Origin of the sequence: Pantoea dispersa (assembly GCF_014155765.1) — a bacterium.
GTDB lineage: Bacteria > Pseudomonadota > Gammaproteobacteria > Enterobacterales > Enterobacteriaceae > Pantoea > Pantoea dispersa.
On record NZ_SCKT01000001.1, the window covers coordinates 795,376 to 821,426 of the forward strand.

The 26,051-nt window shown below is 58.4% G+C and carries 19 protein-coding genes; 5 read left to right on the forward strand and 14 right to left on the reverse strand.

The window, feature by feature from the left end; genetic code table 11:
- Nucleotides 1–20 precede the first annotated feature (20 nt).
- Nucleotides 21–2,636, reverse strand: a complete 2,616-nt coding sequence (pepN, locus tag H7K56_RS03885) for an aminopeptidase N (protein WP_150360638.1) — start codon at nt 2,634–2,636, stop codon at nt 21–23.
- A gap of 245 nt (nt 2,637–2,881) precedes the next feature.
- On the opposite strand from pepN, the gene pncB reads away from it, so the two are divergent.
- The 4 genes from pncB to H7K56_RS03905 all read left to right on the forward strand — a co-directional run bounded on the left by pncB (nt 2,882) and on the right by H7K56_RS03905 (nt 8,465).
- The gene (gene pncB, locus H7K56_RS03890; RefSeq protein WP_058780857.1) at nt 2,882–4,087 is read left to right on the forward strand and encodes a nicotinate phosphoribosyltransferase; all 1,206 of its coding nucleotides are present in this window, start codon (nt 2,882–2,884) and stop codon (nt 4,085–4,087) included.
- Nucleotides 4,088–4,242: 155 nt separating this feature from the next.
- Entirely contained in the window at nt 4,243–5,643 is a 1,401-nt protein-coding gene (gene asnS, locus H7K56_RS03895) for an asparagine--tRNA ligase (RefSeq protein WP_058769559.1), read from the forward strand.
- A 300-nt stretch (nt 5,644–5,943) separates the two neighbouring features.
- Nucleotides 5,944–7,074 (forward strand): porin OmpC, encoded by a 1,131-nt coding sequence (gene ompC, locus H7K56_RS03900; RefSeq protein WP_058780805.1) that lies wholly within the window; start codon nt 5,944–5,946, stop codon nt 7,072–7,074.
- Between the two features lie 200 nt (nt 7,075–7,274).
- Entirely contained in the window at nt 7,275–8,465 is a 1,191-nt protein-coding gene (locus tag H7K56_RS03905; protein ID WP_150360637.1) for an amino acid aminotransferase, read from the forward strand.
- 32 nt (nt 8,466–8,497) lie between these two features.
- Here H7K56_RS03905 and H7K56_RS03910 read toward each other — a convergent pair whose 3' ends face one another.
- The 7 genes from H7K56_RS03910 to cmoM all read right to left on the reverse strand — a co-directional run bounded on the left by H7K56_RS03910 (nt 8,498) and on the right by cmoM (nt 19,139).
- On the reverse strand, nt 8,498–9,127 hold the full coding sequence (locus tag H7K56_RS03910) for an MBL fold metallo-hydrolase (RefSeq protein ID WP_150360636.1): 630 nt from the start codon (nt 9,125–9,127) through the stop codon (nt 8,498–8,500).
- A gap of 36 nt (nt 9,128–9,163) precedes the next feature.
- Nucleotides 9,164–9,715, reverse strand: coding sequence for a peptidoglycan L,D-endopeptidase MepK (gene mepK, locus H7K56_RS03915; RefSeq protein ID WP_031279855.1), 552 nt, complete (start codon nt 9,713–9,715; stop codon nt 9,164–9,166).
- Between the two features lie 188 nt (nt 9,716–9,903).
- Nucleotides 9,904–11,706 (reverse strand): L,D-transpeptidase LdtD, encoded by a 1,803-nt coding sequence (gene ldtD / locus H7K56_RS03920; protein WP_058757755.1) that lies wholly within the window; start codon nt 11,704–11,706, stop codon nt 9,904–9,906.
- A gap of 156 nt (nt 11,707–11,862) precedes the next feature.
- A complete protein-coding gene (mukB, locus tag H7K56_RS03925) occupies nt 11,863–16,329 on the reverse strand; it encodes a chromosome partition protein MukB (RefSeq protein WP_150360635.1) in 4,467 nt (1,488 codons plus the stop codon).
- Nucleotides 16,326–17,054 (reverse strand): chromosome partition protein MukE, encoded by a 729-nt coding sequence (gene mukE, locus H7K56_RS03930; RefSeq protein WP_031279857.1) that lies wholly within the window; start codon nt 17,052–17,054, stop codon nt 16,326–16,328. The genes mukB and mukE overlap by 4 nt, the downstream gene beginning before the upstream one ends.
- Nucleotides 17,035–18,357 carry a chromosome partition protein MukF gene (gene mukF, locus H7K56_RS03935; protein WP_021508336.1) on the reverse strand — a complete coding sequence of 441 codons (1,323 nt, stop codon included), beginning with the start codon at nt 18,355–18,357 and terminating at the stop codon, nt 17,035–17,037. The genes mukE and mukF overlap by 20 nt, the downstream gene beginning before the upstream one ends.
- A gap of 11 nt (nt 18,358–18,368) precedes the next feature.
- The gene (gene cmoM / locus H7K56_RS03940; protein ID WP_058757758.1) at nt 18,369–19,139 is read right to left on the reverse strand and encodes a tRNA uridine 5-oxyacetic acid(34) methyltransferase CmoM; all 771 of its coding nucleotides are present in this window, start codon (nt 19,137–19,139) and stop codon (nt 18,369–18,371) included.
- A 124-nt stretch (nt 19,140–19,263) separates the two neighbouring features.
- Here cmoM and elyC point away from each other — a divergent pair, with 124 nt between their 5' ends.
- Nucleotides 19,264–20,049 (forward strand): envelope biogenesis factor ElyC, encoded by a 786-nt coding sequence (gene elyC, locus H7K56_RS03945; RefSeq protein WP_021508338.1) that lies wholly within the window; start codon nt 19,264–19,266, stop codon nt 20,047–20,049.
- On the opposite strand, the gene H7K56_RS03950 is transcribed toward elyC, so the two are convergent.
- The 6 genes from H7K56_RS03950 to msbA form a co-directional block, all read right to left on the reverse strand.
- Nucleotides 20,029–20,922: a YcbJ family phosphotransferase gene (locus H7K56_RS03950; protein ID WP_058757759.1), complete on the reverse strand. Its 894-nt coding sequence runs from the start codon at nt 20,920–20,922 to the stop codon at nt 20,029–20,031. The two genes, elyC and H7K56_RS03950, sit on opposite strands and share 21 nt — an antisense overlap.
- Nucleotides 20,923–21,031: 109 nt before the next feature.
- Nucleotides 21,032–21,781: a 3-deoxy-manno-octulosonate cytidylyltransferase gene (gene kdsB / locus H7K56_RS03955; protein ID WP_058757760.1), complete on the reverse strand. Its 750-nt coding sequence runs from the start codon at nt 21,779–21,781 to the stop codon at nt 21,032–21,034.
- The gene (locus H7K56_RS03960) at nt 21,778–21,960 is read right to left on the reverse strand and encodes a Trm112 family protein (protein ID WP_010618270.1); all 183 of its coding nucleotides are present in this window, start codon (nt 21,958–21,960) and stop codon (nt 21,778–21,780) included. The genes kdsB and H7K56_RS03960 overlap by 4 nt, the downstream gene beginning before the upstream one ends.
- Nucleotides 21,961–22,038: 78 nt before the next feature.
- Entirely contained in the window at nt 22,039–23,256 is a 1,218-nt protein-coding gene (locus H7K56_RS03965; protein WP_150360634.1) for a winged helix-turn-helix domain-containing protein, read from the reverse strand.
- Nucleotides 23,257–23,276: 20 nt separating this feature from the next.
- Nucleotides 23,277–24,278, reverse strand: a complete 1,002-nt coding sequence (lpxK, locus tag H7K56_RS03970; RefSeq protein WP_150360633.1) for a tetraacyldisaccharide 4'-kinase — start codon at nt 24,276–24,278, stop codon at nt 23,277–23,279.
- Nucleotides 24,275–26,023 (reverse strand): lipid A ABC transporter ATP-binding protein/permease MsbA, encoded by a 1,749-nt coding sequence (gene msbA / locus H7K56_RS03975; RefSeq protein WP_021508343.1) that lies wholly within the window; start codon nt 26,021–26,023, stop codon nt 24,275–24,277. The genes lpxK and msbA overlap by 4 nt, the downstream gene beginning before the upstream one ends.
- Nucleotides 26,024–26,051: the final 28 nt, after the last annotated feature.

Here is a 26,051-nt window from a genome sequence, read left to right on the forward strand (position 1 = left end):
ATTTATTGCGCATTGTTTTCTTACGCGTTCAGCGCTTTGGTGATCTTCTCATACAGATCGCCGGACAGATTTTCCAGCCCTTTCAGCGTCTCCAGCGCCTTACGCATCAGCGCCTGACGTTCGGCATCATAACGCTTCAGACGAATCAGCGGCTCAATCATGCGCGCTGCCACCTGCGGGTTGCGGCGGTTGAGATCGGTCAGCATTTCCACCAGGAACTGGTAGCCGCTGCCATCTTTGGCGTGGAAGGCTGCCGGGTTGGCCGAGGCAAACGCGCCAATCAGTGAACGGATGCGGTTCGGGTTACCCATGGTGAACGAGCGATGCGTCAGCAAGCTACGTACCTTGCTCAGCACGTCTGCCGCCGGGCTGGTGGCCTGCAACATAAACCACTTATCCATCACCAGACCATCCTGATGCCAGCGCTCGTCGTACGCCGCCAGCAGCGCATCACGGCACGGCAACTGCGCCGCCACCGCCGCTGACAGCGCGGCCAGCGCGTCGGTCATGTTGCTGGCTTTGTCGTACTGCGCCTGCACCAGTTTGCTGGCCTGCTCCGCGTCCGCAAACGCCAGATAGCTCAGGCAGACATTCTTCAGCGCGCGCTTGCCGATCTCGGCATGCTCGACTTTGTAGTCGCTGCTCTGGTTGGCGAGATACACCGCATAGAATTCATCGCTCAGCTCATTCGCCAGCGTGCGCACCAGCGCCGCGCGCACTGCGGCAATCGCCAGCGGGTCGATCACCTCGAACAGCTCGGCGATCTCATTCTCTGACGGCAGCGACAGGATCAGCGCCATCAGCGCCGGATCGCCCTGCTCATCCAGCAGCACCGCGCGGAAAGCATCGGCGACGTGCAGCGGCAGCGACAGCGGCTGGCCCTGCTGATGGCGCGCCACGTTGAGGCGGATATACGTCGCCAGCAGGCTTTGCGCCGCATCCCAGCGCGAGAAGTCGTTGCGCGCGTGGCGCATCAGGAAAGTCAGCTGCGCATCGCTCCATTTATAGTCGAGCTTCACCGGTGCGGAGAATTCCCGCAGCAGCGACGGCACCGGCTGGAAATAGACGTTGTCGAAAATGAAGGTCTGGAACTCGTCGGTGACGTTCAGCACGTGATGAACCGGATGACCGTTGTGCTGCAACGGAATGACCTTGCCTTCACCGTCATACAGTTCGATATCCAGCGGAATGTGCAGCGGCAGCTTCTCTTTTTGATCGGCGGTCGGTGGCGTGTGCTGCGTGACGTGCAGCGTGTACTGCTCCAGCTCCGGGTTGTAGTCATCACGCACCGTCAGCACCGGCGTGCCCGACTGACTGTACCAGCGGCGGAACTGTGACAAATCGACATTGGAGGCATCTTCCATCGCCTGCACGAAATCATCACAGGTGGCGGCGCTGCCATCGTGACGCTCGAAATAGAGCTGCATCCCCTGCTGGAACTGCTCTTCACCCAGCAGCGTGTGCAGCATGCGAATCACTTCAGAACCCTTCTCATACACCGTCAGGGTGTAGAAGTTGTTCATTTCAATCACCTGATCCGGGCGGATCGGATGGGCCATCGGGCTGGCATCCTCGGCAAACTGCGCGCCGCGCATCACGCGCACATTATCAATACGGTTGACCGCGCGCGAGCCGAGATCGGAGCTGAACTCCTGATCGCGGAAGACCGTCAGCCCCTCTTTCAGGCTGAGCTGGAACCAGTCGCGGCAGGTCACGCGGTTGCCGGTCCAGTTGTGGAAATATTCGTGACCAATCACGGCTTCAATGCCGAGATAGTCTTTATCGGTGGCGGTTTCCGCTTTGGCCAGCACGTATTTGGAGTTGAAGACGTTGAGGCCTTTATTCTCCATCGCGCCCATGTTGAAGAAATCCACCGCGACGATCATAAAGATATCGAGGTCATATTCGAGGCCGAAACGCTCTTCGTCCCATTTCATGCTGGCTTTGAGCGAGGTCATCGCCCAGTCCGCGCGGTCGAGGTTGCCGCGATCGACAAAAATTTCCAGCGCCACGTTACGGCCGGAACGGGTGGTAAAGCTGTCGCGCAGCACATCGAAATCGCCGGCGACCAGCGCAAACAGGTAGCAGGGTTTCGGGAACGGATCCTGCCATTTCACCCAGTGACGCCCATCCTCGTGCTGACCGCTCTCCAGCTTGTTGCCGTTGGACAGCAGGTACGGATAGCTAGCCGCGTCGGCGATCAGGGTGGTGGTGAAGCGCGCCAGCACGTCCGGGCGATCGAGATACCAGGTGATATGCCGGAAGCCTTCGGCTTCACACTGGGTGCAGAGCGCCTCGCCGGATTTATACAGCCCTTCCAGCGCGGTGTTTTTATCCGGATGGATTTCATTAATAATGGTCAGGGTAAAGTTGTCCGGCAGCTGGCTGATGATCAGTGCGCCCTGCTCTTCGCGGTAGTGCGGCCACGGATTGCCATCCACCGCCAGCGACAGCAGCGTCAGCGCCTCACCGTCCAGACGCAGTTCAGCCTGCTGCGCGCCAAGGCGTTTTACCTGACTGACGGCGGTGACGCGCGTGGTCGCCGCATCAAGATCAAACGTCAGGTCGATATCGGTGATGGTGTAGTCCGGCGCCCGGTAGTCGTGGCGATATTTAATTTGCGGCTGTTGCGTCATAAATCCTTCTCGCATCGTTAATATAGTCAACCCTCAGAGTCTAAGCGGGTTGCGCCCGGGTTGCCACGCACAATGCGTGCGTTGCGCCAAAAGTCTACAATTCATTAACAATGGCACAAATGACCCTCGACCTGTCACCTGCAATTATGGTGTGATCGCGGTGATTACTGTTTTATACTCCTGCGTCTTTATGACTTTGTTGAATACCGGGCTCTGCTCCGCGGAAGAGGATGCTGAAACGCACCATGACTGGACACGCTTCCCCGATTTTGACCACGCTGCTTGATACCGATGCCTATAAGCTTCACATGCAGCAGGCCGTTTATCATCGTTACTACGATGTCCCGGTAACGGCAGAATTTCGCTGCCGCAGCGATGAGCAACTCGGCCAGTATGCCGACGCCATCCGCACGCACATTACTGCCATGCAATCTCTGGCGCTGAGCGATGACGAATATCGTTACCTCAGCAGCTTACCGTTTTTCCAGCAGGACTATCTCGACTGGCTACGCCAGTTCCGCTTCGATGCCTCGCAGGTTGAGGTGCGCGACGATCACGGGCATCTGCGCATTCAGATTCGCGGCCCGTGGCGTGAAGTGATTCTGTGGGAAGTGCCGCTGCTGGCGCTGATCAGCGAAGTGGTACACCGTCACCGGACGCCGGAAAGCGGCGCGGAACAGGCGGTGGCGCATCTGCAGCAGAAGCTGGTGCACTTCCGTGAGCAGGTGGGTGATCTCGATATGTCGCGCTTCCAGCTGATGGACTTTGGCACGCGGCGTCGTTATTCGCGCGCGGTGCAGGAAGCGATTGTCAGCACGCTGAAAAACGAATTCCCGTGGCTGCTGGGCACCAGTAACTACGATCTGGCGCGCCGGTTGCAGCTTAACCCGGTCGGAACCCAGGCACATGAATGGTTCCAGGCGCATCAGCAGATCAGCCCGGTACTGGCCAACAGCCAGCGCGCGGCGCTGCAGTCGTGGCTGGATGAGTACGATAACCAGCTCGGCATTGCCCTGACCGACTGCATCACGATGGACGCCTTCCTGCGTGATTTCGGCCCCGGTTTTGCCCATCGCTATCAGGGCCTGCGCCATGATTCGGGCGATCCGGTGGAGTGGGGAGAAAAAGCCATTGCGCATTATCAGCGGCTGAATATTGATCCGCTCAGCAAAACGCTGGTGTTCTCCGACAATCTCAACCTCGACAAAGCACTGGCGCTGTATCGTCATTTCGGTCAGCGCGCGAACGTGGTATTTGGCATCGGCACCCGCCTCACCTGCGATATTCCCGGCGTCACGCCTTTGAATATCGTGATCAAACTGGTGAGCTGCAACGGTAAACCGGTGGCCAAACTCTCCGACAGTCCCGGTAAAACCATCTGCCAGGATAAAGCCTTCGTGCGCGCCCTGCGCAAAGCCTTCGACCTGCCGCTGGTCAAACGCGCCAGCTAATTGGCCTGAGCAGGGTGCCTGCGCCCTGCTCTGCGCCAGAAAATCTCTTTATTCTCCGGCAATTTTGCTTGTTTCCTGGTGGCTCGCAAGTAACATAGCTAAACCCCGGAATGGGGCTTATTTCACTCCATCTTCATTTATATAGAGAGATTTTTATGAGCGTAGTGCCTGTAGCGGATGTACTGCACGGCCGTGTAGCGGTTGACAGTGAAGTCACCGTACGTGGTTGGGTACGTACCCGAAGAGATTCCAAAGCCGGTCTTTCCTTCATCGCCGTTTATGACGGTTCCTGCTTTAATCCCGTTCAGGCCGTCGTCAATAATTCTCTGAATAATTATCAGGATGAAGTGCTGCGTCTGACCACCGGCTGTTCGGTGATCGTCACCGGTAAAGTGGTGGAGTCGCCGGGTGAAGGCCAGGCATTCGAACTGCAGGCGACCCAGGTTGAAGTCACCGGCTGGGTGGACGATCCGGATACCTATCCGATGGCGGCTAAACGTCACAGCATCGAATACCTGCGAGAAGTGGCGCACCTGCGTCCGCGCACCAACATTGTCGGTGCCGTGGCGCGCGTACGTCATACGCTGGCGCAGGCGCTGCATCGCTTCTTCCATGAAAACGGCTATTTCTGGGTCTCCACGCCGCTGATCACCGCTTCTGACACCGAAGGTGCCGGCGAGATGTTCCGCGTCTCAACGCTGGATCTGGAAAACCTGCCGCGCGACCCGCAGGGCAAAGTCGATTTCGATAAAGACTTCTTTGGTAAAGAGGCTTTCCTGACCGTTTCCGGCCAGCTGAACGCCGAGACCTACGCCTGTGCGCTGTCCAAAGTGTATACCTTTGGCCCGACGTTCCGTGCCGAAAACTCGAATACCAGCCGTCACTTAGCGGAATTCTGGATGCTGGAACCGGAAGTGGCGTTCGCTACGCTGGACGATGCGGCTGCCCTGGCGGAAGCAATGCTGAAGTACGTGTTTAAAGCGGTACTGGAAGAGCGCGCTGATGATATGGCGTTCTTCGCCGAGCGCGTGGATAAAGAAGCCATCGCCCGTCTGGAGCGCTTCATCAACACGGATTTCGCCCAGGTAGACTACACCGACGCCGTCGACATTCTGCTGAAAAGCGGCCAGAGCTTCGAGAACCCGGTGTCATGGGGCGTCGATCTCTCTTCAGAACACGAGCGTTATCTGGCGGAGAAACACTTCAAAGCGCCGGTGGTGGTGAAGAACTACCCGAAAGATATCAAAGCGTTCTACATGCGTATGAACGACGACGGTAAAACCGTGGCGGCGATGGACGTGCTGGCGCCGGGCATCGGTGAAATCATCGGCGGTTCCCAGCGTGAAGAGCGTCTTGATGTGCTGGACGCGCGCCTCGCTGAAATGGGCCTGAATAAGGAAGATTACTGGTGGTATCGTGACCTGCGTCGCTATGGCACCGTGCCACATGCCGGCTTCGGTTTAGGTTTCGAACGTTTGATCGCCTATGTCACTGGCGTACAAAATGTAAGAGACGTTATCCCGTTCCCACGCACGCCACGTAACGCGAATTTCTAAGATTTAAGATTAAATATAAGAAATTCATATATATATTGAGGTCGGCCCTGCCGGCCTTTTTTTATTTTTGTAAATTTTGAGTTCTCTCACAAAGTTCCCGATATTTTACAAATTGTAATACAATTTTGCTTTTTGATACGTAATTACGAGAATTGAATCATTTTCGGGCTAGAATTAGCAACCCCGTGATGGAAAGATGCGTGCAGACACAGGAGACATCAAACTTCTTTCAAGGTTCCCGTAAAGGTTTCTTGACGGCAGTGGCAGATGTCCAAATAACTCCAATGAGGGTAATAAATAATGATGAAGCGCAACATTCTTGCAGTGGTTATCCCTGCTCTGTTAGCTGCCGGCGCAGCAAACGCAGCAGAAATTTATAACAAAGATGGCAACAAACTGGACCTCTACGGTAAAGTTGATGCGCGTCACCAGTTCTCTGATGACTCAAGCTCAGACGGCGACAAATCTTACGTTCGTTTCGGCTTCAAGGGTGAAACTCAGATTACCGACCAGCTGACCGGATACGGCCAGTGGGAATACAACGTACAGGCTAACGTTGCTGAATCTGAAGGCACTTCTGGTTCTAAAACCCGTCTGGGCTTCGCCGGTCTGAAATTTGGTGATGCAGGCTCATTCGACTACGGTCGTAACTACGGCGTTCTGTACGACGCAATGTCTTACACTGACCAGCTGCCAGTGTTTGGTGATGATACCCTGTATCAGGATAACGACAACTTCATGGCCGGTCGTTCAAACGGTCTGGCTACCTACCGTAACAGCAACTTCTTCGGTCTGGTTGACGGCCTGGCATTCGCCGTTCAGTATCAGGGCAAAAACGAAGGTCGTGGCCCTCGTTACGATAATGGTGATGGCTGGGGTACCTCTCTGTCCTATGACACTGGCATGGGCATCAGCGCAGTGGGTGCATACTTCAACTCTGACCGTACTGACCAGCAGGCAACTGATGGCAACGGTGATAAAGCAAGTGCCTACGGCTTCGGTCTGAAATATGACGCGAACAATGTTTACCTGGCAGCCTTCTACGGTGAGTCACGTAACCTGACTCAATATGGCAATAACAACGACGGCACTGGCGCTACCGGCCCTGACTTCAACTTCGCTGCCAACAAAGCGCAGGCTTTCGAAGTGGTTGCTCAGTACCAGTTCGACTTCGGTCTGCGTCCATCCATCGCTTACCTGCAGTCTAAAGGCAAGGACCTGAACGGCGCGACTGGCCACGGCTCAACCTTCGCTGGCGGCGATGCTGACCTGGTTAAATATATCGAAATCGGTACCTACTACTACTTCAACAAAAACATGTCCACCTACGTTGACTACAAAATCAACCTGCTGGACGACAACGACTTCACCCGCGCTACCGGTACTTCTACCGACGACGTGGTTGGCGTTGGCCTGGTTTACCAGTTCTAATCTGCCGATTCGAACTGCGTAACACCTCAGAAACGGAGCCTTCGGGCTCCGTTTTGCATTTCAGTGATCGGGCTCCCGATTAGCGCCATTACTTTATACGCCACAGTTATTTCTTTTTTATGTCAGCGGTTGGCAAGCGTTGCGTCTGACGTTAACCTGATAGCTCATTTTGCTAAAGTTCACCCAAACGGAACTGACTCATGTTTGAATCAATCTCTGCCGCACCAGCCGATCCTATTCTGGGACTGGCTGACCTGTTTCGCGCCGACGACCGCCCGAATAAAATCAATCTTGGCATTGGTGTTTATAAAGATGAAACCGGCAAAACGCCGGTGCTGACCAGTGTGAAAAAAGCTGAGCAGTATCTGCTGGAGAACGAGACCACCAAAAACTACCTCAGCATTGATGGTCTGGCTGATTTCGCGCGCTGCACGCAGGAACTGCTGTTTGGCAAAGAGAACGCGCTGATTAGCGCTGGCCGCGCCTGCACCGCGCAGACGCCGGGCGGCACCGGTGCGCTGCGCGTCGCCGCGGACTTCCTCGCTACGCAAACCAACGTCAAACGCGTCTGGGTGAGCAATCCCAGCTGGCCGAACCACAAAAACGTGTTCAACGCCGCCGGTCTGGAAGTGTGTGATTACCAGTATTACGATGCGGCGACCCACAGCCTCGACTTCGACGGCATGCTGGCCTCGCTGCAGGAAGCGCAGGCGGGCGACGTGGTGCTGTTCCACGGCTGTTGCCATAACCCGACCGGTATCGATCCTACCGCTGACCAGTGGCAACAGCTGGCGCAGCTGTCGCTGGAGAAAGGCTGGCTGCCGCTGTTCGACTTCGCCTACCAGGGCTTCGCGCGCGGTCTGGATGAAGATGCTGAAGGCCTGCGCATTTTCGCGGCATCCCATCAGGAACTGATCGTCGCCAGCTCCTACTCGAAGAACTTTGGTCTGTACAACGAGCGTGTCGGTGCGCTGACGCTGGTAGCGGCAACGGCCGACGTGGCGAAGACAGCATTCAGCCAGGTGAAATACAGCATCCGCGCCAACTACTCTAACCCGCCGTCGCACGGTGCTGCCGTGGTCGCCACCATTCTCGGTAACGACGCGCTGCGTACCATCTGGGTGCAGGAGCTGACCGACATGCGCCAGCGCATTCAGCGCATGCGCCAGCTGTTTGTGAATACCCTGGCGGAGAAAGGTGCACAGCGCGATTTCAGCTTCATCATCAAACAGAACGGCATGTTCTCGTTCAGCGGTCTGACCAAAGATCAGGTGGTGCGTCTGCGTGAAGAGTTTGGCGTGTATGCGGTGAATTCCGGTCGCGTTAACGTGGCAGGTATGACGCCGGATAATATGTGGGCGCTGTGCGAAGCCATCGTCGCCGTGCTGTGACCAACGAAAAATGGGCCTGATGGCCCATTTTTTTATTGCAGGAAAGGATTACTGACGCGCTCGTGGCCGAGGGTGGAAATCGGGCCATGGCCGGGGACAAACGTCACATCATCACCCAGCGGCAGAAGTTTATCCCGTATGGCCGCGATTAGATCGCTGTGGCTGCCCTGCGGGAAATCGGTGCGCCCGACGCCACCGTTAAAAATCACATCACCGGAGATCAGCAGACGGCCAGCACGGTCAAAGAACACGATATGGCCCGGCGTATGCCCTGGACAATGCAGCACTTCCAGCGTCACGTTGCCCAGCTGTACCGTTTCGCCCTCTTCCAGCCAGCGATCTGGCGTCAGCGGCGCGCACTCCGGCAAACCAAACATCCGGCTTTGAGTGGGCAGGTTATCCAGCCAGAAGGCATCGGCTGGCTGCGGCCCGACGATCGGCACCTGATAGTGCTGCGCCAGTTCCGCAGCGGCACCGACGTGATCGAGATGGCCGTGGGTCAGCAGGATTTGCGACGGCGTTAAGCCTCGCTCCGCCAGCACGGTAATAATGGTTTCGGCATCGCCGCCGGGATCAACCAGCGCAGCCTGTTGCGTCTCGTCATCCCAGATAACGGAACAGTTCTGTGAAAAGGCGGTGACCGGAATAATCAGGTAATTCATAGCGCTCCATGACCGACACACGCAGCGCTGCCGGTATCAGGACCAGTGCCTTGCAGGCCCGGTATCAATGTGTACGAAGTTGCTGCGCGGGTAATATCCTACACCACCGGCGCGCATAGATAACGCCGCTTTGCGAACATTGCTGAGAGAAATGCCCTCAATGTGGAAATCCATCGCCTGACCTTTGGTGTGATAGCTGTGTTTAGCCACGCCAGGGCCCGATTCACGCAGCATATTATTGGTCGCCAGCGTACGGTAGCCGGAGATCAGCTGCACCGGTTTGCGCGTGTTGAGCAGCGTCTGCAAACGATACAGCTGGTCAAACAGATGCGGATCGATGTGTTTAACCTGATTGGCGCGGTAATCGCGGAAGAAGTGGTTTAAGCGAGCTAACTCATCCTTGTCATAACTCTTACCGTTAAAAAACTCAGTTTTGAGGGTTTCACCGGTATGCATGTTACTGAGCGTTAATACCCGGGGGCGGGAGGTGGAAACTGACGCCAGCGCTGCACCCGGCAGCAGTGACAATCCAGCCGCTGCGCCACCCAGCAGCAATAAACGACGACGTTGAGAATCAAAATTAGCCATGAAGCGGGGTTACCTAATCTAAAACGATAAAAATATGTGCAAAAAGTACACAAGGCCGAACAGTAACCGCAGCCTGGTGAGCAGTCAACCCGCAATCTGTCACAGAATGCGCAAAACCGGTCTGAAATCAATTTTCCAGACCGGTCTTGCCATTTTCTTTGAGGGAAGGATAACAGGGAAATCAACGCTTAGAGCAGCAGCTGCCCCGCTTTGGTCAGCACCTGGCTGCCGGAGCGCGCCGGGTTATCATAATTGTAAATATCTGTACGATACTGCGGCTGGCCGTCGTCCGCCACCCAGGCCGTAAGGTAGTAGAGATTGACCGGAATGCGATGGCGAATCGGCACGTAGCGCGTATCGCCCTGCTTCAGCGTGTCAGAGATACGGCTGTCGTTCCAGCCCGCGTCCTGCAACAGCAGATCGGCCAGTTCAGAAGCTTTGTTGACGCGCACGCAGCCGGAGCTGAGCGCGCGGATATCACGCTGGAACAGGCCATGGTTCGGCGTGTCGTGCAGATAAATCGCGTCAGAACTCGGCATGTTGAATTTATAGCGGCCCAGCGAGTTGCTGGCACCCGGCGCCTGACGAATGCGATACGGGAAACTGGCGGCGGACACCATGTGCCAGTCAATCATCGACGGATCGATCACTTCCGCATCAGCGCTCCAGCCCGACAGCAGCGTGTAGCCGTGCTTATACAGATAGCTCGGATCCTGCTTCACCTTCGGCACGATATCCTGGCGCACCAGCGTAGTGGGCACGTTCCACGGTGGATTGAGCACCACATTATTGAGCGCGCTGCGCATCAGCGGCGTTTTGCGGTCCGGACGACCGACAATCACCCGCGAGGACAGAATGGTATTGCCGTTGTTGTAGTAGGTCAGGGAATAGTTGGGAATATTCACCATGATGCCGTTGTGCATGTCATCCGGCAGCAGACGCAGACGCTGAATATTCAGCGCCAGCAGTGCCGCACGCATCTGCGGGGAAACATTCAGCCACTCGCGGGTACGCGGGCCGATGGCACCGTCGTCTGCCAGTCCCTGCCAGTGCTGGAAGCGTTTTACCCCCTCCACCAGCGTGTTGTCGTAGACATTATTGCTGGCAGCCGGGGTGACCGTGCTGATGTTGCCGCTGGCCTGCGGTACCTGCGCCGGCAGATCGCTGACGCTGGTGGCCGACGGACTGACGGCCACGGGCTGATCGCTCTGACTCACCGGCTGCGGCGCCGTCGGGACGGCATCGTCGGCTGGCGTGGGCGTCGCGCTGTGCGTGCCGGTCAGCATCCCGGTGCGCTGCAGAATCTCACGCAGCGCCGGCACATCATCGCTGATCTGACCCGGGCGCAGCGTGCCCTTATCGCGCAGCTGCGGCCACGGCCGGTTATCGGTCAGCAATGCTTTTAACGCGCTGTGCATCGGTGCGTACTGCGGATGCTGCGGTTGCAGCGACACCACAAAGGCGCGGCTGCCGCCGCCGTTCACCGCGTTTTGCCACTGATTGATGGCGGAAAGTGACGGCATGGTCAGCTTGTACGGCACATTGCTGTACAGCCAGGTTTCGCCCTGGGTCGGTACGTTAGCGACAAACTGCAGATAGCCAAGCATAGCGTCGCTCAGCACCACGTCCCGCGCGAAGCCTTTGATATCCGGATTAGTGAGCAACTCTACCCAGCGGGTAAACTGCGGCTGTACGCCGGAGAGCGCCACTTCTGCCAGCTGCTGCTGGAAAGCCTGCACGGCGTCGCGATCCTGCCACAGCGGCGCCATGTTGCGTGCCGCATAGATGCCGGCGAGGCCGGGCAGATAAAAGGGTCGTTCGCTGGGGCTAAATGCCTGCTGAATTTGCTGCTGGCTGGCAGCCACTGACAGCGTGCTGTGCGGCAGCGCGCCGACGTCTGCCGCCTGGCTGATAGCCAGCGGTGCCGCCATCAGTGACAAACTGAGTGCTATTGCAGCACGATTAACTCTGCTCTTCTTGTTCAGCAACATCCCTGCCCCCTTCTTACCAAAGACACAGCATCCTGAAAACGCCGTGTACCGCCTGTACTCTTATGGTTGAGTATAAAATAAAAAACGGCATCCGCCTCGCAGGGCCGATGCCGTTTACAGATTAACCGCAGCCTGAATTTTTAACCAGATTTGCTGCTAGCTATTTTCAGTGGCCACGCCTGCGCCGGGATTTTCCTGTTTCACCGGCGTCGGATCGGCGGAAAAACCGCGCAGTCCGACCACGTGCACATGCTCCGTATTGTTAAAGACTTTACGTACCAGCTTATAAGTGGTGCCTTTTTCCGGACTGATATTCTCCGGCGCGGCAATCACCAGCTGCATTTCCAGACGCTCGCACAGTTCGAACAGCGTGGCGATGGAGCGCGCATCAAGACGCGCGGCTTCATCGAGGAACAGCAGGCGGCACGGTGAAATATCTTTACCGCGCAGACGCCGTGACTCCTCTTCCCAGCTCTGCACCACCATCACCAGAATCGACATGCCGGTACCGATCGCTTCACCGGTCGACAGCGCCCCGCTTTCGGCGCGCAGCCAGCCGTCTGAGCCGCGGTTCACTTCCACTTCCATCTCAAGGTAGTTGCGGTAGTCGAGCAGCTCTTCACCGATGGTCTGCGCCGTGCGCTGGCCCATATCAATCTGCGGATTGAGACGCTGATACAGCTTCGCCAGCGCTTCCGAGAACGTGAGGCGATTGCTGGTAAACAGATCCTGATGCTGTTCATGCTCTTCCGACAGCGTATCCAGCAGCATGGCGTGCGTTTCGCGTACGTTGACGTTCAGCCGCACGCTGCGCACCTGACCAAAGCTCACCGCCTGCAAGCCCTGGTTCAGCTGACGGATGCGGTTCTGCTCGCGCTGAATGGTTTTGCGGATGATATTGGCCGCACTGCGCGAACTGATCGCCAGCGTCTGTTCACGCGCCGTCAGCTCTTCGGTCAGACGGTTCAGCTCAATCTCCATCTGCTCGATGGCTTCAACCGGATCGTCGGTACGAATAATGTCCTGACGGATACGTTCACGCAGATGCTGATAGACGGCGATAAAGAACTGAATCTTGCGCTCCGGCCGTTTTGGATCTTCCGACATGCGCAGCACATCGCGCAGGTGTTCATTATCCGCGACCGCCAGGCGCAGCGCACCGAGGGCCTTATCCGACATTGAGCGCAGCTCGTCGCCGCTCAGGTAAGCCAGTTCGCGGCGATGCAGACGGCGCTCGACGCCGTTCTCTTTCACCAGGCGCAGCACGATGCACCAGCCCGCTTTGGCGCTGACAACCTGCTCACGCATCAGGTGATAATCGCGCTCCAGCTTGCGCAGTTTCTTCTGCAGGCTATCCATCTCGGCTTCGCAGAAGGTGAGCTGTTTCTCCAGCTGATTGCGACGCGCACGGTTGTGGCTGAGCGCCGTGTAGAGTTCGTCACGCCGGCTGCGCGCGCGCTCCTCGGCGCTGGCATCGGCGTGCACGCCAATGTCCTGCATCTCCTGCTGCAACTCTTTCAGCATGTCGCGCTTGGCGTCGTACGAACTCTTCAGCGATGCCAGCACCTGGGAATACTGCGTCAGCTGCGCCTGATGTTCGCGCAGGCGTTCGCGCGCGCGGCTGCGTTCGCCTTCCGCCTGCTCCAGACGCTGGCGCAGTTTTTCGTTGAGATCGCTGTTACCGGTCAGCATGCCAGCCGAATCTTCATAGCTGAAGTGCGCGCGGCGCTGCACCACTTCGGTCAGGGCAAATGCCTGCTGACGCGCTTCGCGCTGCTGCTGCTGCGCCTGCTGATAGTCACGCGTCAGCTGTTCGTGCTGCTGCGGATCGCTCTGCAGCACCGCCACCAGCGGCTCCAGTTTGCTGAGTTTCGCGCCGTGCTGATGCAGGAAGCGCGCGGCTTCCTGGGCTTCTTCCACCCGCTCACGAATCTCTTCGCAGCGGTCGGCCAGCGAGTCGTCAAGCAACAGGTTAACGCGCGGCAGCAGGCGGTTGAGCTGCGCCACGCCCTCTTTTGCCTGCTCGAACTGGGCATGCTGCTGCTGGTTGTCATTCTCGTGCTGCGCCAGCGCACGCTCCAGCTCGCCACGACGACTGTTGAGCTGGCGCATCTGCGCTTCCGGATCTTCGTCGAAGGCCACGGCCAGGTGGCTGCCGATAAAGCGGCTAAACGACTGATGCAGACGCTGGGTTTTCTGCACGTCAAATGACAGCGTGGCAAAACGTTCGGCCAGCTGATCGCGCTCATTGCTCAACAGCTCCAGCTGATTTTCCCGCGCCGCGCGACCAAACAGCGGCACTTTCGGGAAGCGCGAATAACGCCACTGGCGCTCCGCCACTTTGACGACGACCGCATTTTCCAGCTCGTCGACGCTAAAGACGCTGTCATCAAACGACTGCGGATCGCCTTCGATCAGATAGAGATCTTCCGGACACTCTTCAAGGCCGTCGAGCATCTCGCGCACCAGCGACAGGTCCGGTACCACAATGGCGTGACGCGACGGGCCATACAGCGCGGAGAAGTACGGCGCATCATCCAGCGTCACGTCATCGTAAATTTCTGACAGCAGCACGCCGCCAAACCGCTCCGCCAGCTGAGTCAGGCGCGCATCTTCCGCGCCGCCCGGCTGGCTGAGTCGCGCAATCTGCTGCTCGACTTCACGCTTGCGCGCCGCCACTTCATCACGCTCAACGGTGGTTTCACGCTCGCGCTCCAGCAGCTGCTGCATATATTCGGTGATCTGCTGGCTGCTGCTCAGCGTCTGGCCGGTCTGTTCGCTCAGCTGGGTGAGAATCTCCTGCGCCGCCAGCCAGTGCGGTGCCCGCGCAGTCAGCGCAGTGATGCGCTCGCGCAGCTGCTCCAGCTCCTGGCGCATCAGCATGCGGCGTTCACCGGCGTCGGCCACGCTTTCGTTCAGCTGCTCTATCTGCGCTTCCAGTTCACGCTGCAGGCCTTCCAGCGCGTCAGCGTCATACTGCTGGCCCTGACGTTTACAGAAGTCGGCCAGCAGACGTTCGGCCTCATGCTGCTCGCGCAGGCGGGTTTCCAGTTCGTTGAGACGCAGACGCAGCGAAGAGAGCTGTTCGGCATGATGGCGCTGGTTAGCGGCATCGCGCAGCAATTCGCGCCCGACCTGCCACGCATCCTGCCGGCTTACCTCGCCAGCAATACTGGTGACCAGCGCCAGCGCCTGTTCAAACTGGCTGTGCGCCGCTTCCGCCACGCTCAGCTTCTGCTCCAAACGCAGCAGCCGTTCGGTGGCCTCTTCTTCGCGCGCCTGGAAGGTTTCCTGCCACTCTGCGGCGTTGTCGATGGTGAGGTCCGGCAGCTGGCACTGCGCCCGCGCTTTTTCCAGCGCCTGCAGCGCCTGCTGATACTGAATGGCGCGGGTTTGCTGCACATCAAGCGCCTGCTGAAAATCGGCCAGCTGGCTTTTCAGCTCGTCGACTTCAATTTCCGCCGCTTCAGCGCGCGCTTCGTTCTCTTCCTGCACTTCACGCGCTTCGGCCACCACTTCATTCTGCTCTTCGAGACGATAAGTCAGCTCTTCCAGATCGGCGTCGTAACGCGCGATCTTCTCCTGCTGACGCATCGCTGTCTGGACCAGATTAAGGTGATCGCTCGCCGCCTGATAATCGGTTTCCAGATCGCTCTCTGCGCCGTTGTGCTCAGAGAGTTCGCGCGCCATTTCGATGTGACGATACTGTTCCGATGCCAGCTGATTGCGACTGGTGAACAGCTCGTTACGCAGCTGCAGCGCACCGTCAAGATGGATGCGACGCTCGTTGGCGTGGCGCATGTAGTCGGCAGAAACGTAGCTGGTGGCTTCAGAGATCAGATGCTTAAACAGATCGCGGTCCGACTGCGTGACGCGAATTGCTTCCAGCGTCATGCGGTTTTCGCGCAGCGCCGCTTCCATATCCTGGAACGCTTTACGCACGCCGCCGTTTTCCGGCAGCAGGTAATCGCGCAGCGAGCGGGTAATGGCGCTGGAGATACCGCCATACAGCGAGGCTTCGATCAGACGGTAGAATTTGCTGCGATCGCCGGCGGTGCGCAGACGACGCGGTACCACGCCGAGCTCAAACATCATGGCGTGGTAGTCCGTGACCGAGCTGAACTGGCGGAACTGCACGCCCTCCTGCGCTTCCACCCGCTCCTTCACTTCTGCCAGCGGCAGCACGCGCGCCTGACGGCTGCCGAGAATTTCGGTCAGCATATCGGTTGGCAGCGTATCGGTCGGCAGGCCGTGAATACTGAAAGGCTTGATGTCGACTTTCTTATCGCGTCCGGCCACCTGCTGCAGGCGCACGCCAGCCACCACGCGCTGATGGCGCGAGTTGACCACGTCCAGCACCGCATAGCAGACGCCCGCGCGCAGTTTGCCGTGCAGGCCCTTGTCGCGCGAGCCGGATGTGGCACCGGCTTCGGTGGTGTTACGGAAATGCAGCAGGGTTAAGTCCGGAATCAGTGCCGTAACAAACGCCGCCATGGTGGTCGATTTACCGGCACCGTTACCGCCGGACAGCGTGGTGACCAGCTCATCCAGATCAAAGGTGCGGGCAAAGAAACCGTTCCAGTTGATCAGCGTGAGCGATCGAAATTTACCGCGTTCAATCATGCCTGTTCATCCTCCGCGCGCTCGCTCGCGTCGTGTTCGCTGTCATTTTCTGCCTCGTCGCTCTCACTGGCGACCGGTGCGTTCTCCAGCGTCATCGCTTCACCGTCACGAATCAGGCGCAGCTGCGCTTCACGTGCGTCGTCACCGCTGCGCACATCCGCACCAAAGCGGAAGACGGACTCCATGATGCGGAACTTGCTGCTGTCGTTGCCCATAAACCACACCATGCCGAGACGGCGCAGACGGCTGAGCGACGCACGCATCTTCTCCTGCAGTTTGGCGCGATCCAGGTCCGATCCGGTGGAGCGCTGGTTAACCAGCTTCAGCAACCTGCTTTCATCCGCCAGCGACAGCAGCTCGTCGTACAGCTCCTGCTGGGTGAAAATGCCCTCGTTGGCCAGCCGCTCCGGGCTCAGGTAGAGATAACAGAGAATTTTACCCACCATCATGTCGAGCTCGGACAGCACCGAGCGCGGGATCAGCGTGGTTGAGCGCGGACGCAGATAGAAAAAACCTTCCGGTGCGCGGATCAACTCAACGTTGTAGCGCGCATAGAACTCTTCCAGAAACGGCTGGTAATCCATCAGAAAAGCGTGATTATCCAGCTCTTCAATACCAATGTGGCGGCCGGCGCGTAACTGGCTATCAAGCGCGGGAAAAATCGGGTTTGCCAGTGCCAGCGCCAGTTTGACCGGCATCACTTGTTCAATATTTGTCGATGACATGTGCCTGCACCTTGGCTCCGTAATCATTGATGGTCTGCCATTCCGCAGGCAGACCGGCTAAATCGGCTTCGGCCACGCCGAGTCGCACCGCCTGATCGATGACGATGCGTGCGAGGTCGAAGTGGCGCGCGCGGGGATATTGCGCCAGATAATCACGCATCACCGTGGCGAGATGCAGCGGCTTCTGCTGCTGCTTGTAAATCTGCAGCGCTTCTTCAATCATCGCCGCCAGCTGCTCGCGGATTTCGTTAAACTCTTCGTACTCCATCTCCGGCGGCAGCTCGCCCATCACCTCGTCGTTACGCAGCGTCATCTCTTCATCGCGCATGTCATACAGACGGTCGGCATTGGCGTAGGTCAGCGCCCACGGCTGATCGAAATAGTTCTGCACCGACTGGCGCAAACGCTGCGCGAACACGCGGTTTTTATCCATGTCGATGGCGGTACGAATAAATTTGTGCACGTGGCGGTCGTAACCGATCCACAGATCGATGGCCTGCTGGCCCCAGCTGATAATGCGATCGAGCTTGTTTTGCAGGTCAAATACCAGCTTGTCGACGAAGCCCAGATCCGGGCTGCTCAGCGTGGCGTCCTGAATCCGCAGCAGATTAGCCTGCAGCTTGTCGCCTGCCGCTTCCAGCGTATCCTGCAGTTCGCGCAGCGTGCCGGAGGTCTCCGACAGCAGCAGCTCACAGCTGGAGATGGCCGCGCGCCAGTCTTTATTCAGCAGATCGGCGATATCGCTTTTTACCGCCTGCTGCTGTTCGTCCATCAGGCGCTGCGTCATGTCGATGCTGTCGAAGATTTCCGCGACCGAATATTTCAGCGGCGCAAAGACGTTGCGATGCCAGTGAAATTCGTCGCCATCTTCCTCGGCGGCGTCGGCGGCGCGCTTCAGCTCCTGCGCAACAATCGACAGCTGCATCGACAGGCGCAGCGTGGAAAATTCGCGCTGGCGGATGTAATAGTCGGTGATGCCGATCGCCAGTGGCGTCAGACGATAGATGGCGTGACCTTCGGTCAGCTCGCTGGTAAAGCGGTTAAGCAGGCGCTGACGCACCATGTCGTTGATGGCGTTGTTGGCACGGACCTGAATGGTTTCGTGGGTTTGTTCAAATGCTTTGCTGACGTGACGAAAGGCGTCAATCAGCTCACCTTCACTCATCTCGCCGTCCATGCGCTCCCCGTTGAGGGTGGCGATGGCCAGCAAAAACGCCAGACGTTCTACCGGCAGCGCAAGGGAAAAGTCATTCTTGCGCGCCCATGCCACCAGTTCGGGGACCGTCTGGGAAAATTCGCTCATAGTTGATCCTTCTACCTGGGTTTGCGCGCAGTCACGTGGATATAGCGCCCTAAGCTCAAAAAGGGCTCCTGACGACAGTAGCGCCGTTCCATCTCAATAATTTCCTCAACGCTCTTCCCGGCGCCGGGCTGCGGCTTCATGTAGTCACTGAACACGCGGATACCGGCACGCTGCTCGGTGATAAATCCGCACTGCGTCAGCCAGCGCTGTACATCGTCAGGATCGCGGGGGAAATCCGGCGACAGCGTGCGTTTTTTGCGCTTGTTCATGTTGGCGCGCAGATAGCCGAAATTGCCGAGCGTCAGGGTGCGGAACGTCAGGCCGTGCGCGTTATAAAACATCAGCGACAGCACACCACCGGGTTTCAGCGTATGCCACAGCGCCTGCAGCACCGCCAGCGGATCCGCCACCCACTCAAGCACAGCGTGAAACAATACCAGATCCACCGGCTTATCCAAATGTTCGCCAACCTGCTGCGCGCTAATTTGTTTGAATTGCATGTTGTGGCTCACACCTGCGCTGTACGCATGGGCGGCGGCCAGCTTAAGCATCTCGCCCGACAGGTCGCACAGCAATACCTGATGCCCCTGCGCAGCCAGACCGCTGGAGATCTGACCGACACCACCACCGGCATCCAGCACCGTCAGCGGGCCAGCGGGCAGCGTCGGCAGAATGGCGTTCAGCTCATCCCAGATGATCGCCTGACGCACCTGGCCTTTACGGGTGCCATAAATATTTTGCGAGAATTTTTCCGCCAGATCGTCAAAGTTACGATCCTGCATGGTGATGGCTCCGCTTTGCTGCATTCAACTTGTGCTATTTTGTCACAGGCTCGACAAGAATGAACCTTTCATGCCGCAGTAACTGTCTGGCTGCTGTTTTTTCGGACAAAAGGAGACGTTTTCGATGTTTTTTGCCTTAAAAAAATGGATTGGCGCGATGCTACTGCCTTTGCCATTGCTGTTAACGCTTATGGCGGCAGGACTTTTACTGCTCTGGTTCAGCCGCTGGCAAAAAAGCGGCAAAATCCTTATCTCATTGAGCTGGCTGATGCTGTTACTGCTGAGTCTGCAACCGGTGGCCGATCGGCTGCTGGCCCCGCTGGAAAACCAGTATGCCACGTGGAATGGCAGCGAGCCGGTAGACTATATCGTGGTGCTGGGCGGGGGTTACACCTATAACCGGCAGTGGGCACCGAGCTCCAACCTGCTGAACAACAGCCTGCCGCGCGTGACCGAAGGCGTTCGCCAGTGGCGACGCTATCCTCAGGCCAAAATGATCTTCACCGGTGCCGCTGCGGGCTACAATCCGCGCAGCAACGCCAGCGTTGCTGCTGACGTGGCGCGCAGCCTTGGCGTGCCCGACGATGCCATTATCGTGCTGGATCAGCCGCATGACACCGGCGAAGAAGCGCTGGCGGTGAAGCAGACCATCGGGCAGCATCCGTTTTTACTGGTGACGTCTGCCAACCATCTGCCACGCGCCATGCACTTTTTCCAGAGCGCCGGCCTGAATCCGCTACCGGCACCGGCTAACCAGCTGGCGATCACCTCACCGATCAGCGTCTGGGATCGCACGCTGCCCTCGCCGCTGTGGCTCAGCCATAGCCAGCGCGCGGTGTACGAAACGCTGGGGCTGATCTGGCAGCGGCTGCGCGGCAGTGGCGAACCTTCAGCCGAGCCAGGGGAGTAGCTGCGCGCGGGCATGGTCAAAGCGCGGGCGGTCAAACTGGCCGCTGCTGACCAGCGTGTCAACGCAATCCCACAGCTGATAGAGCCAGCGGCGCCAGACGAAACCTTCATCCACCGGCGCACGCTGTAAATAGTGCTGCAGCAGCGATGCTTCAGCACCGTTTTCCGCCAGGCGCATCAGCTCATACTCACGCGGGGCCCACAAAATGGTGCCCGGCTGGGTCATCGCCACCAGCTGATCGCTGTGCGGGTCTTTCAGCATACTGGCGAGACGCAGATTGCCGTGCATTAGCACGCACGGGTCGTCAAAGCCGACAAACAGCTGCGCCAGTTGTTCGCGGCTGCGGAACAGAATCTGACGATCGGCGTGGGTAAATCCGGGGGGCGACAGATAGCCCAGCGTGGACCACAGCACCTCCACCCGCTGGCGATACCATGCCGGCCAGCGATTTTCCTGCACGCTGTCAACGCTGCCGACCAGGCCATGGCTGTCAATGCGGTGCCACGCCAGCAGCCCTTCGACAATCTGTTCACACAGCTGCTCCCAGCGCGCTGCCGTGCGTGCCGGCGCTTCGGCCGATACGCCATTTAAGCGCGCCAGCAGCAGCATTTCATGCGCCGGCGGTTGCTGACTCAAAACCAGGCCGTACACCGTGGGCAGCGTAATCAGCCCTTCATGCGCCAGCATGGTGAGTTTTTTCGCTTCGAGCGCGGCGCGCCCCTGATGACGAAAATATTTGGCCACCAGCGGCATCGGCTTGCCGTGGTCATCATAGAGGGCGTAAAGCCGCGATTGTGCCTGTTCGCTGATGGTTTCCAGCCGGCTAACGCCTTCGCCCAGCACCAGCGCCAGTTCTGCACGGAGTTGTTCCATGGAAGAGTCCTCCGGAGTTAACTCATTGCACCATCCTGGAGGTCATGACGGCGCGAAACTTAGCGCCAGATCAAACTTTGCGGCCAGCCGGGTCGCTGGCCGCTGACGATTATGCCTGCATCGCTTCACGCACGCGCAGCAGATCGTCCGGCGTATCCACACCGACGCTCGGCACGGTGGCCGCTACCGCCACGTGGATCTTTTCGCCGTACCACAGCACGCGCAGCTGCTCCAGCAACTCGATCTGCTCCAGCGCACAGGGTTGCCATGCCACATAGCGACGGATGAAACCGGCGCGATAGGCATAGATACCGATGTGGCGCAGCAGCGTGTCGCCAATCTGCTCACGCGACTGCGCGTAACGTTCGCGATCCCACGGAATGGTCGCACGTGAAAAATAGAGCGCATAACCGCTGGCATCAGTGACCACTTTTACCGCGTTGGGATTGAACGCCTCTTCTGCCTCGTGAATCGGTACCGCCAGCGTGGCCATGCCGGCATCCGCCTGGGCCAGATTGTCCGCAACCTGACGCACAATCTCCGCCGGAATCATTGGCTCGTCGCCCTGCACGTTCACGATGATGGTATCGTCAGCAAACTGATACTTTTCAATCACCTCGGCCAGACGCTCGGTACCAGATTGGTGGTCGGCGCGCGTCATGCAGACTTCCCCGCCGGCAGCGGTCACCGCCGCCGCCACGTCAGGATGATCGGTGGCCACAATCACCCGCTCGGCGCCGGACTCGCGTGCACGTTCCATCACGTGCACCACCATCGGTTTACCGTGAATATCCAGCAGCGGTTTGCCCGGCAGGCGCGTGGAGGCGTAGCGTGCCGGAATAATCGCCACGAAACTCATGGATGAATCTCTTCAACGGACAGGGTGCGCGCTTCTACTTCCAGCAATACCGGAATACCGTCACGCACCGGGAACGCCAGGCCGTCGGGTTTGCAGATCAACTCCTGCTGCTCTTTGTTGTAATACAGTTTTCCGTTGCAGACCGGACAGGCCACAATCTCAAGTAAACGGTGATCCATACTTTTCTCCTTTCAGGACCGATACGTCAGAGGATTAGCATACCATAGCGCAATCAGGGACGGCGCGCCGCCATCGGCTTATATGCTGACGTGCCAGCACGTGGACCAGGCGGCCCGCAGCGCATCAGGCGCGTTTTCCAGCACCACTTCGCTGGCGCCCTGCCAGGCGGCGAAGCGGTTAATGGCTTTATGCACATCGGCGAGAAACTGCTGGCTCACGCGCACGCCGGGCTCCAGCCAGAAGGCCCGCAAAATGAGGCGCTGCGCCTGACGATCCATTTTGGCATCGACGCGCCCTTTCAGTACGCCGCGGTGCAGCAGCGGCAGGACAAAATAGCCGTATTTACGTTTGTGCTCTGGCGTGTAGCACTCGATGCGGTAGTCAAAATTAAACAACTCAAACGCGCGGCGGCGATCCCATACCACCGGATCAAACGGTGACAGCAGCGCGCTGTGCGTGGCGGCCTGCGGCTGTGCCAACTGCGGCAGCAGCGTATGGTGCAGCCACATCTCGCCCAGTTGCTCAACCTCAACGCGCTGAATCACTCCCTGCTCAGCGGCCTGCGCCAGCCAGAGTGCGATGGGCGCGCGTTTCAGCCGGTAGTAATCGGCCAGCCAGCTGGCGCGGAAAATGCCAAGGCTGCGCGCGCTGTGATCCAGCATCTGCATCACCGCCTCGTTCTCGCTCAGCGCATGCTGCTCGTCGCGCCAGTGCGGCATCACCCGACTACGCAGATCGTAGACGCGCTGGAAGTTACGGCGCTCGACAACCATCAGCTCACCGGCGCTAAACAGGTTCTCCAGATGTCGCTTGTGCGGCTTCCACGCCCACCAGCCGGGTTTGGTGTGCTTGTCGCTGGCAAAATCAGCGGCGCGTACCGGACCGGTGGCGGCGATATGTTGCAGCAGATCGGCGATCTCCTGCTGATGCTGATCCACCCATTGCTGATTGTATTTCCAGCCCAGGCGCTGCGGAGCCAGCATGCGGTGACGCAGCAGCGGATAATCTTCAAAAGGGATAAAACAGGCTTCATGCGCCCAGTATTCAAACAGCGCGCCCGCCGCCAGCGTTTGCTCCAGCCACTCAGCAGGAAAAGCGCCCAGCCGGCTGAACAGCACCAGATACGGACTGCGCGCAACCACATTAATGGTATCGATTTGCAGCAACGACATCTGCCGCACGCAGGCGTGAATATCGGCAAAACGCGCCTGACGGCGCGGCGGGCGTAGCAGGCCCTGGGCAGAGAGGTGCAGGTTGCGGGCGGTTTGCAGAGAGAGGGAATGCGTGCTGGTCATTACGTCGTCCCTTTAGATGGTTAGCGCGACCGGACGTCGCGCGCAGCCGTACAGAGTTGCGTCAGATCGGCCAGCAATGCGGCCAGCGGCGCGCCCGCCAGATGCGCATCCACCGGCAGATACCACCAGTTAGCGCGGGCAAAATGGCGGCACTTGACCGCGTCTTTTTCCGTCATCAGCAGGCACTGTGCATCCTGAGTCAGGCTGCGTAACTCTTCTTCGCTGTAAGCGTGGTGATCGGCAAAGGCGATCTCTGCCACCGGCTGCACGCCCTGCTGCTGCAGCGTAGTGAAGAAACGCGGCGGATGACCGATGCCGGCCATCGCGACAACTGGCGGCAGCTGCGTCAGCGCAGCCTGTTCACCGGTCAGCAAATTGACCGCCAGACCCGGCTGCAGCGTCATGGCGATCTCGCCAGCCTGCGCGCTGCCCCCGTTGACCACCACGGCATCAACCTGCTCCAGCCGCGATGCGCGTTCACGCATCGGTCCGGCCGGTAACCACCAGCCGTTGCCAAAGCGGCGCACGCCATCCACCACCACGATTTCGCGATCGCGCTCTAACGCATAGTGCTGCAGGCCATCATCCGTCACAATCACATCCAGCGGATGCGCCGCCAGCAGGGCCTCGATTGCCAGCCGGCGTTGCGGTGCCACTGCCACCGGCACCTGAGTGCGCTGGGCGATCAGCACCGGTTCATCACCAGCCTGTTCCGTCGCGCTATCCTGATTGACCAGCAGCGGATAGCGTTCCGCTTTACCACCGTAACCGCGCGACACCACACCCGGACGCAGCCCCTGCTGTTGCAGCGCCTGCACCAGCCAAATCACCAGCGGTGTTTTACCGTTGCCGCCTGCGGTCAGGTTGCCAACGACAATGACCGGACAGGGCGCGCGCCAGCGGGTACGCCAGCCGCGCTGATAGCTCAGGCGAATCAGCCAGGTGATAGCGCCATACAGCAGACTCAGCGGCCACAACAGCAGCCACAGCGGCGAGCGTCCGCTCCAGATACGTTCAATCATTGACCGAACTGCAGTTTGTGCAGCTGCGCGTAAGCGCCTTTCTGCGCCAGCAGCACCTCATGGGTGCCGCGTTCCACGATACGCCCATCCTCGACCACCACGATTTCGTCGGCCTTTTCAATGGTGGAGAGACGGTGCGCAATCACCAGCGACGTGCGGTTCTTCTGCAGCTCGTCCAGCGCCGACTGGATGGCGCGCTCGGATTCGGTATCCAGCGCCGAAGTGGCTTCGTCGAGAATCAAAATCGGGCAGTCACGCAGCAACGCACGGGCAATGGCGATACGCTGACGCTGGCCGCCAGACAGCAGCACACCGTTTTCACCAATGACCGTATCGAGACCGTTATCCATCTTGTTGATGAAGTCCATAGCATGCGCCATAGTCGCCGCCTGCTCGATTTGCTCGCGGGTGTATTCACCGTTGCGCGCATAAGCGATGTTATTGGCGATAGTGTCATTGAACAGATGGACATTCTGCGAGACTAACGCCACCTGATTACGCAGCGATCGCAGGGTGTACTCCCGCAGGTCGTGGCCATCCAGCAGAATTTCGCCCTCGTTGATATCGTAAAAACGCGTCAGCAGGCTGGCCATGGTGGATTTACCCGAGCCGGAACGGCCCACCAGCGCCACGGTTTTACCCGCGGGCAGCGTGAGATTAATATCACGCAGCGCCGGAATGTCACGGCCCGGATAGGTAAAGGTCACGTTGCGGAATTCAACATCCCCTTTCGCACGCGTAATTTCGCGCTTGCCGTTGTCGATCTCCTGCTCACTATCCAGAATGGTGAACAGAGTCTGACAGGCCGCCATGCCGCGCTGGAACTGGGCGTTGACGTTGGTCAGCGATTTCAGCGGACGCATCAGGGCGATCATCGACGAGAACACCACGGTAATGGTACCGGCAGTCAGGGTATCCATCACGCTCGGGAAGCTGGCCGCATACAGCACAAACGCCAGCGCCAGCGATGCGATCAGCTGGATCACCGGATCGGAAATCGAAGAGGCTGAGACCAGTTTCATGCCCTGCTGGCGCATTTTATTGCTCACCTGCGAGAAACGCTCAGCTTCTACTTCCTGTCCGCCAAAAATCAGAACTTCTTTGTGCCCTTTCAGCATCTGCTCAGCACTGGTGGTTACCTGCCCCATGGTGTTCTGCATATTTTTACTGATGCTGCGGAAACGCTTGGATACGGTGCGGATGGCAAAAGAGACCAGCGGCGCCAGCAGGATCAGAATCAGTGACAGCTGCCAGCTGTAGTAAAACATCATGATGAACAGGCCAATGATCGATGCGCCTTCGCGTACCACCGTCACCAGCGCGCTGGAGGAGGAAGAGGCCACCTGTTCAGAATCGTAGGTAATACGCGACAGCAGCGTACCGGTAGACTGCTGGTCAAAGAATGCAACCGGCATGCCCATCATGTGGCCGAACAGGCGACGGCGCATGTTCATCACCACATTGCCGGAGACCCATGAGATGCAGTAACTGGAGATATAACTGGTTACGCCGCGGATCAGCATCAGGCCGATGACCGCCAGCGGCATCCACAGCAGAACGGATTTGTCGGCTTTGCCGAAACCATCATCCAGTAAAGGTTTCAACAGGGAGAGCATTAGGGTGTCGCCTGCCGCATTGAGTATCAGCGCCACGGCGGACACAATCAGGCCAGCCTTGTGCGGCGCAATCATCGGCCAGAGTCGGCGAAATGTCTGCCACGTTGAGAGGTCTTTGTCTTGATGCATTATTTATTCACGCTGTTTGAAATAGCCG